6 protein-coding genes and 1 pseudogene are annotated in these 6,560 nt (G+C 59.3%); 4 read left to right on the top strand and 3 right to left on the bottom strand.

Annotation, left to right across the window (positions count from 1 at the left end; genetic code table 11):
• The 3 genes and pseudogenes from AC1D2P_RS29955 to AC1D2P_RS29965 form a co-directional block, all read left to right on the top strand.
• Positions 1-121: pseudogene (locus AC1D2P_RS29955) on the top strand (phosphate signaling complex protein PhoU); the annotation flags it as partial.
• Between the two features lie 167 nt (positions 122-288).
• Positions 289-1,191 carry a response regulator gene (locus AC1D2P_RS29960; protein WP_046030751.1) on the top strand — a complete coding sequence of 301 codons (903 nt, stop codon included), beginning with the start codon at positions 289-291 and terminating at the stop codon, positions 1,189-1,191.
• Positions 1,192-1,406: 215 nt separating this feature from the next.
• A complete protein-coding gene (locus AC1D2P_RS29965; RefSeq protein WP_046030750.1) occupies positions 1,407-2,306 on the top strand; it encodes a peptidoglycan DD-metalloendopeptidase family protein in 900 nt (299 codons plus the stop codon).
• Between the two features lie 117 nt (positions 2,307-2,423).
• Here the strand turns inward: AC1D2P_RS29965 and AC1D2P_RS29970 are convergent, their stop codons facing one another.
• From AC1D2P_RS29970 to phoB, 3 genes are all read right to left on the bottom strand, one after another.
• Positions 2,424-3,764 (bottom strand): hemolysin family protein, encoded by a 1,341-nt coding sequence (locus tag AC1D2P_RS29970; RefSeq protein ID WP_046030749.1) that lies wholly within the window; start codon positions 3,762-3,764, stop codon positions 2,424-2,426.
• Positions 3,765-3,887: 123 nt separating this feature from the next.
• Positions 3,888-5,174 (bottom strand): phosphate regulon sensor histidine kinase PhoR, encoded by a 1,287-nt coding sequence (gene phoR / locus AC1D2P_RS29975; protein WP_256577246.1) that lies wholly within the window; start codon positions 5,172-5,174, stop codon positions 3,888-3,890.
• Between the two features lie 81 nt (positions 5,175-5,255).
• The gene (gene phoB / locus AC1D2P_RS29980; protein ID WP_007896474.1) at positions 5,256-5,945 is read right to left on the bottom strand and encodes a phosphate regulon transcriptional regulator PhoB; all 690 of its coding nucleotides are present in this window, start codon (positions 5,943-5,945) and stop codon (positions 5,256-5,258) included.
• Between the two features lie 152 nt (positions 5,946-6,097).
• On the opposite strand from phoB, the gene AC1D2P_RS29985 reads away from it, so the two are divergent.
• Complete coding sequence (locus tag AC1D2P_RS29985; protein WP_109786768.1) at positions 6,098-6,481, top strand: COG4315 family predicted lipoprotein; 384 nt, start codon at positions 6,098-6,100, stop codon at positions 6,479-6,481.
• Positions 6,482-6,560 lie beyond the last annotated feature (79 nt).

The raw sequence follows: 6,560 nt of genomic DNA on the forward strand, positions 1-6,560 counted from the left end.
GGTGATCTACCTGGTACGCGGCACCGACGTGCGTCACTTGGGTCTCAAGCGCATGAAGGAAGAAGTTGAAGGAACAAGCGGTGAAACCGCTAATGTTCCGGGCAAAGCTGACGATAAGTAAGACTGCCCAAGAAAAACGCCCGGTCCTTTGGCCGGGCGTTTTTGCAGGTGGTTTTCGACGTTAGAAGCAGCACCCGCGAACGAAAAGTCCCGGCGTGACTGAAGGTTTTTGGCAATGTGCCATCAGCAAGACGGTATGCTTGCCGGGATTTTTTCGAGGGGTGATGGATGAGCAAGATCAGCATATTGGTGGTGGACGATGCAGCGTTCATTCGTGACCTGGTAAAAAAGTGCCTGCGTAACTACTTCCCGGGTATTCGCACCGAAGATGCCATCAACGGCAAGAAGGCTCAGGCCATGTTGGCCAGGGAAGCGTTCGACCTGGTCCTGTGCGACTGGGAGATGCCGGAAATGTCTGGCCTGGAACTGCTGACCTGGTGCCGCGAGCAGGACAATCTCAAGACCATGCCCTTCGTGATGGTCACCAGCCGTGGCGACAAAGAGAACGTGGTCCAGGCGATTCAGGCCGGCGTTTCCGGCTATGTCAGCAAGCCGTTCACTAACGAGCAACTGTTGACCAAGGTCAAGCAGGCCCTGAACAAGGTCGGCAAACTTGATGCCTTGATGAGTGGCGCGCCGACCAAGATGAACTCGGCCTTCGGTAACGACTCCCTGAGCGCGTTGACCGGTGGCAAGGCTGCCGTGGTCGCACCGACTCCGGCTGCCGCACCGTCTAAAGGTCTGCTCAACAGCCCACCGGTCAAGGCACCGGCTACTGCCGCAGCGCCTGCCGGCGGTCGCGGTCAAGGTCAGCTGCGTTTGCCCAGCGGCATTCAGCAATGCGTGATCAAGGCCTTGAGCATCAAGGAAGCGCTGCTGGTGATCAAACGCACCGACACGCTGCCGCAGATCCTCGACAGCGCGGTACTCGACCTGGAGCAGGGTGAGAACGCTGAAATCGCCCGCCTCAACGGATACCTGCACGCGGTCGTCGCCCACGAGCCAAAACCCGACAGCGACTGGTTGCAACTGACCTTCCGCTTCGTCGACCAGGATGCTCAGAAGCTCGATTACATCTCCCGCCTGATTGCTCGTGGTACCGCGCAGAAGCATTTCATACCGGGCGCGTGATCTTCGCCGCCTGACAGTCCGCCATCGCGAGCAGGCTCGCTCCTACATGATCGTTCCCACGCTCTGCGTGGGAAGGCCTCCCCGGACGCTCCGCATCTGCTTCGCTGCATCCCCGCACGAAGCGTGGGAGCGATCATTTGAAACATCTGTCGACTAGCCGGGTCCATTGCACCTGCTAGGCTCCATTTGATGCCTTACTCGACAGAATCCTGCCCATGTTCACGCGACTGCTGTTTTTTTGTGGGCTGTTTATGGCCGCCACCTCGGCGATGGCCGTGACGGTCTACAAGTCCACCGATGCCAATGGCGTGGTCTCCTACAGTGACCGTCCCACCAAAGGCTCGAAGGTGTTCGTTTTTCAGGATCGGATGGAAGAGCACCTTGAACGTCAGGTGTACCTCGTGTTCATGAAGAAGGACGGTGTGCACAGTGTGTAYGTGCGCAATAACCTGTATGCGCCGGTTGAGGTCGGGTTGGGTTTCACCGGGTTGAAGAACGTCAGCGGCGCCCCGAGTCGACCTATTCGCAAGGTGTTGCCGGCGCGCAGCAGCATTCGTGTCGCAGTGCTCACGGCGGCGCAGGCCGGAAGACCGCTCGTGTACACCCCGAAGTTCGAATATTCCCTGGGCGACCCATCAGGGGCCGCCATGGTGGGCTATCGCTACCCGCTGCCCTGGCGGGGCGGTCCGTTTCGCGTGAGTCAGGGCGCCAATGGCCAATACAGTCACTTCGGGCCGAAGAATCGCTACGCCATGGACATCGTCATGCCGGAGGGCACGCCGATCATTGCAGCGCGTGGCGGCGTGGTGGTGAAAACCGAGAGCGGGCAGAGCGGGCGCGGCACGGACCCGTCGGGCAATTTCGTACGGGTGCTGCACAACGACGGGACCATGGGCGTGTATTTGCACCTCAAGCGAGGCTCGGTCTGTGTTCGCGAGGGGCAACAAGTGACGGTGGGCAGTGCGCTGGGGTTGTCGGGCAATACCGGCAACAGCAGCGGGCCGCACCTGCACTTTGTAGTGCAACGCAATACCGGGCTGGGGCTGGTATCAATTCCGTACCAGTTCAAGCAACCGGTCGGGGTGTTGCCCAACTTTGCGTTGGGCAAGAAGTGAAGGCGACACCGATCCCTGTAGGAGCCGAGCTTGCTCGCGATAGCGGTGTGTCAGACACGGTGATGTTGGATATTAAGCCGTCATCGCGAGCCAGCTCGGCTCCCACAGGTTTTGGGCTTAATCGAGCATCAACACCTTGGCCAGAATGATCTTCGGCCCTTTCATCTTCTTGATGATGATCCGCAAGCCTTCGACTTCCAGTACTTCTTCCTCTTCCGGCACCCGCTTCAGGCTTTCGTAGACCAGCCCGGCGAGGGTTTCAGCTTCGACGTGATCCAGATCGATGCCCAACAGGCGTTCGACCTTGAACAGCGGCGTATCGCCACGCACCAGCAGTTTGCCCGGCTGGTAGGCGAGGATCCCGCGCTCGGCCTTGCGGTGTTCGTCCTGAATGTCGCCGACCAGTACTTCCAGCACGTCTTCCATGGTCAGGTAGCCGATGATGTTGCCGTCGGCCTCCTCAACCACCGCGAAGTGCGAGCCGCCCTTGCGGAACTGCTCCAGCAATTGCGACAGCGGCATGTGCCGCGAAACGCGCTCCAGTGGACGGGTCAGTTCGGCCAGGTTGAACGACTCGGGGATATGGTCCAGCGCCGCCAGTTCCAGCAGCAGGTCCTTGATGTGCAGCAGACCGACGAACTCCTGACGATCGCTGTCGTACACCGGGTAACGGCTGAACTTGTGGCGACGGAACATCGCCAGGATTTCCTTGAGTGGCGCATTGAATTCCAGCGTCACCAGGTCTTCGCGGGAGTTGGCCCAGTCGACCACTTCCAGCTCGCCCATTTCCACCGCCGAAGCCAAAACGCGCATGCCTTGGTCGCTCGGGTCCTGGCCACGACTGGAGTGCAGGATCAGCTTCAACTCTTCGCGGCTGTAATGGTGCTCGTGATGCGGGCCGGGTTCACCCTGGCCGGCGATACGCAGAATCGTGTTGGCGCTGGCGTTCAACAGGTAGATGGCCGGGTACATGGCCCAGTAGAACAGGTACAGCGGCACCGCGGTCCAGAGCGACAGCAGCTCGGGTTTGCGAATGGCCCAGGATTTGGGGGCCAGTTCACCGACCACGATGTGCAGGTACGAAATGATGAAGAACGCGGTGAAGAACGACACGCCCTTGACCACTTCGGCGGACTCAACACCAACGGCGCTCAGCAGCGGTTCCAGAATGTGCGCGAACGCCGGTTCACCGACCCAGCCAAGGCCCAGGGAGGCGAGGGTGATACCCAATTGGCACGCCGACAGGTAGGCATCGAGCTGACTGTGAACGGTGCGCAGGATATGCCCGCGCCAGCCGTTTTTATCGGCGATGGCCTCGACCCGGGTCGAGCGCAATTTGACCATGGCAAATTCGGCCGCAACGAAAAATCCGTTGAGCAAAACCAGGATCAGAGCAAAAAGAATCATGCCGAAATCGGCGAAGAGTGTTGCGAGGGTCAAGCCAGGGGAAGGGTCCATGATGGAGTTTTGCGGGTTCCGTGTATTCAAGAGGAATGGAAAAAGTGCACCTGAAAGGCAGGCACAAGTCAGCCAATGTAGCGGCTGACTCGGTAATTGCCTAGTGGCCAGTGCTGGCCGGTATCAGTCGGCGGTCTTGAGGACCTGCAATTTGGCCACCTGCGCCGGCGCAAAGTGGCAGGTAAAGGTACTGCCATGCCCCGGCACACTGCTGATTTCCATCCGCGCACGGTGGCGCAGCAACACGTGTTTGACGATGGCCAGGCCCAGGCCGGTGCCGCCGGTGTTGGAATTGCGGCTGGAGTCGACGCGGTAGAAACGTTCGGTCAGGCGCGGCAGGTGTTTGCTGTCGATGCCGATCCCGGAGTCCTGCACGCTCAGGTGCGCGCCTTGCTCGTCAGCCCACCAGCGAATGCGGATAGAGCCTTCGGCCGGGGTGTATTTCACCGCGTTGAACACCAGGTTGGAAAACGCACTGCGCAGTTCCGCTTCACTGCCCTTGAGCAAAATCCTCGGGTCGGCTTCAAGCGTGATGTGCTGGTTTTTCTGGGCGGACAACTGCTGGGCGTCGCTCTTGATGGACTGCAACAAGCCGTCAATTACCACGGGTTGGTTGTCCGACGGGTAATCGGTGGCTTCCAGTTTGGCTAGCAGCAGCAAGTCATTGAGCAATGTCTGCATGCGCCCGCCTTGTTGCTGCATCTGCTGCAAGGCGCGGGTCCAGCGCGGATTCACTTCCTCGGCATTGTCGAGCAGGGTTTCCAGATAGCCGCAGATCACCGTCAGCGGCGTGCGCAACTCATGGGAGACGTTGGCGATGAAGTCTTTACGCATTTGTTCCAGCTGATGAATGCGTGTGACGTCGCGCACCAGCATCAAGTGTTCGTTGTTGCCGTAGCGTGTGATGTACAGCTGAATGCGCACGCGATCATTGGTTGGCGACGGGATTTCCAGCGGTTCGGCGTAGCTGCTCTGCTCGAAATATTCCTTGAAGCGCGGGTGGCGCACCAGGTTGGTCACTGGCTGGCCGCTGTCTTGCGGGGTCTTGAGGCCGAGCAGGGTTTCGGCGGCGCGGTTCCACCATTCCAGGTTGCCATCGCTGTCGAGCATGATCACCGCGTCTTTGAGCGCGGCGGTGGACTCCTGGACCCGGTCGATCACCGCTTGCAGACGCCCGCGTACCCGTTGGTCGCGGCGTTGCAGGTGATAAATGCTGTCGAATACCTCGCCCCACAGGCCATAGCCGTCGGGCGGTGCTTCATCGGGTGTGTGCAGGCGCAGCCATTCGTGCAGGCGCAGCAGTTGCTTGAGGGTCCAGGCCAGATAAATGCCCAGGCCTGCGGCGAGGCTCCAGCCGTAGTAGCCGGTAATCAGGCCGATCACCAGGCAACCGGTGACCAGTAACAGCATGTGGCGAATCAGGGTGCCATGCCAGTTTTGGTTCACGGAAACATGCGTCCTTGTCGGCTTGTCGGGCGGGTAAGGGCAGTATCAGGCCTTGGTGGAAAACCGGTAGCCTGTACCGCGCACGGTTTGTACCAGATTTTCATAAGCATCGCCGAGGGCTTTGCGCAGACGACGGATGTGCACGTCGACGGTGCGTTCTTCGACGTAGACATTGCCGCCCCAGACCTGATCCAGCAATTGCCCACGAGTGTAGGCACGTTCCTGGTGGGTCATGAAAAACTGCAGCAGGCGGTATTCGGTCGGGCCCATCTCGGCAGGTTTGCCGTCGATGGTCACGCGGTGGCTGATCGGGTCCAGCAGCAAGCCGCCGACTTCAATCGGCGCCTCGCCATCGGTGGGGCCGGCACGGCGTAGCACGGCTTTGAGGCGGGCTACCAGTTCGCGTGGGGAAAACGGCTTGGTGATGTAGTCGTCAGCGCCGACTTCCAGGCCCTGGATCTTGTTGTCCTCTTCACCCTTGGCGGTGAGCATGATGATCGGGATGTCCCCGGTCAGCTCATCACGCTTGAGACGGCGGGCCAACTCGATACCGGAGGTGCCGGGCAGCATCCAGTCGAGCAGGATCAAGTCCGGCTTGCGGTCGACGATGATGGCATGGGCCTGCTGAGAGTTCTCGGCCTCCAGGCAGTCATAGCCGGCCATTTCCAACGCAACGGCGATCATTTCGCGAATGGGCGCTTCGTCGTCGACGATCAGAATGCTCCTGCCAACCATGCCTTAATCCTCTTGTCATTTAACTGTCTTGCGCCGCATTAGATAACGGAATTATTGCAGTCGTGTGACAGTATTTTAGACGCCCGGCGATTGTCATGAACCTGGACTAAGCTCTAAGTCCGAATCCTGACAACCACAAAAGGAAGGTTTCCATGAAGCAATACTCGTATTCCTTTAAGGCCCTGATGCTTAGTGCGGTCCTGGCTTTGCCAACGATGGCCTTCGCAGCTGATCCTGTGATGATGAAAGACGGCATGATGGTCGACCATAAAGGCATGACCCTGTACACGTTCGACAAGGACACTGCCGGCAAGTCCTCGTGCACCGGTGAGTGTTTGGAGTACTGGCCACCGTTCATTGCAGAGGCGGGCGCCAAGCCTGAAGGTAAATGGTCAATCATCAAGCGTGACGATGGCAGAATGCAGTGGGCCTACGGCGGCAAACCGTTGTACTACTTCAAGAAGGACGAGAAAGCCGGGGAAATGAAGGGTGACAAGATGAAAGATGTCTGGCACGTCGTTCGCGAGCATATGTAACGGAAGTTGCGAACCTTAATGGATCGTAGCCCGGTAGCAGCTGGCGTAGCCTGCGTCCGGCTGCGCAGCAGTCGTAAAG

The sequence above is a fragment of the Pseudomonas sp. P1_F1_2 genome (genome assembly GCF_056405815.1).

What these genes read in the sequence shown, in the direction of transcription:
- AC1D2P_RS29960 (WP_046030751.1), top strand. Translation starts at nt 289, where the DNA reads ATGAGCAAGATCAGCATATTGGTGGTGGACGATGCAGCGTTCATTCGT.
- AC1D2P_RS29970 (WP_046030749.1), bottom strand. Translation starts at nt 3,764, where the DNA reads ATGGACCCTTCCCCTGGCTTGACCCTCGCAACACTCTTCGCCGATTTC.
- phoR (WP_256577246.1), bottom strand. Translation starts at nt 5,174, where the DNA reads ATGCTGTTACTGGTCACCGGTTGCCTGGTGATCGGCCTGATTACCGGC.
- phoB (WP_007896474.1), bottom strand. Translation starts at nt 5,945, where the DNA reads ATGGTTGGCAGGAGCATTCTGATCGTCGACGACGAAGCGCCCATTCGC.
- AC1D2P_RS29985 (WP_109786768.1), top strand. Translation starts at nt 6,098, where the DNA reads ATGAAGCAATACTCGTATTCCTTTAAGGCCCTGATGCTTAGTGCGGTC.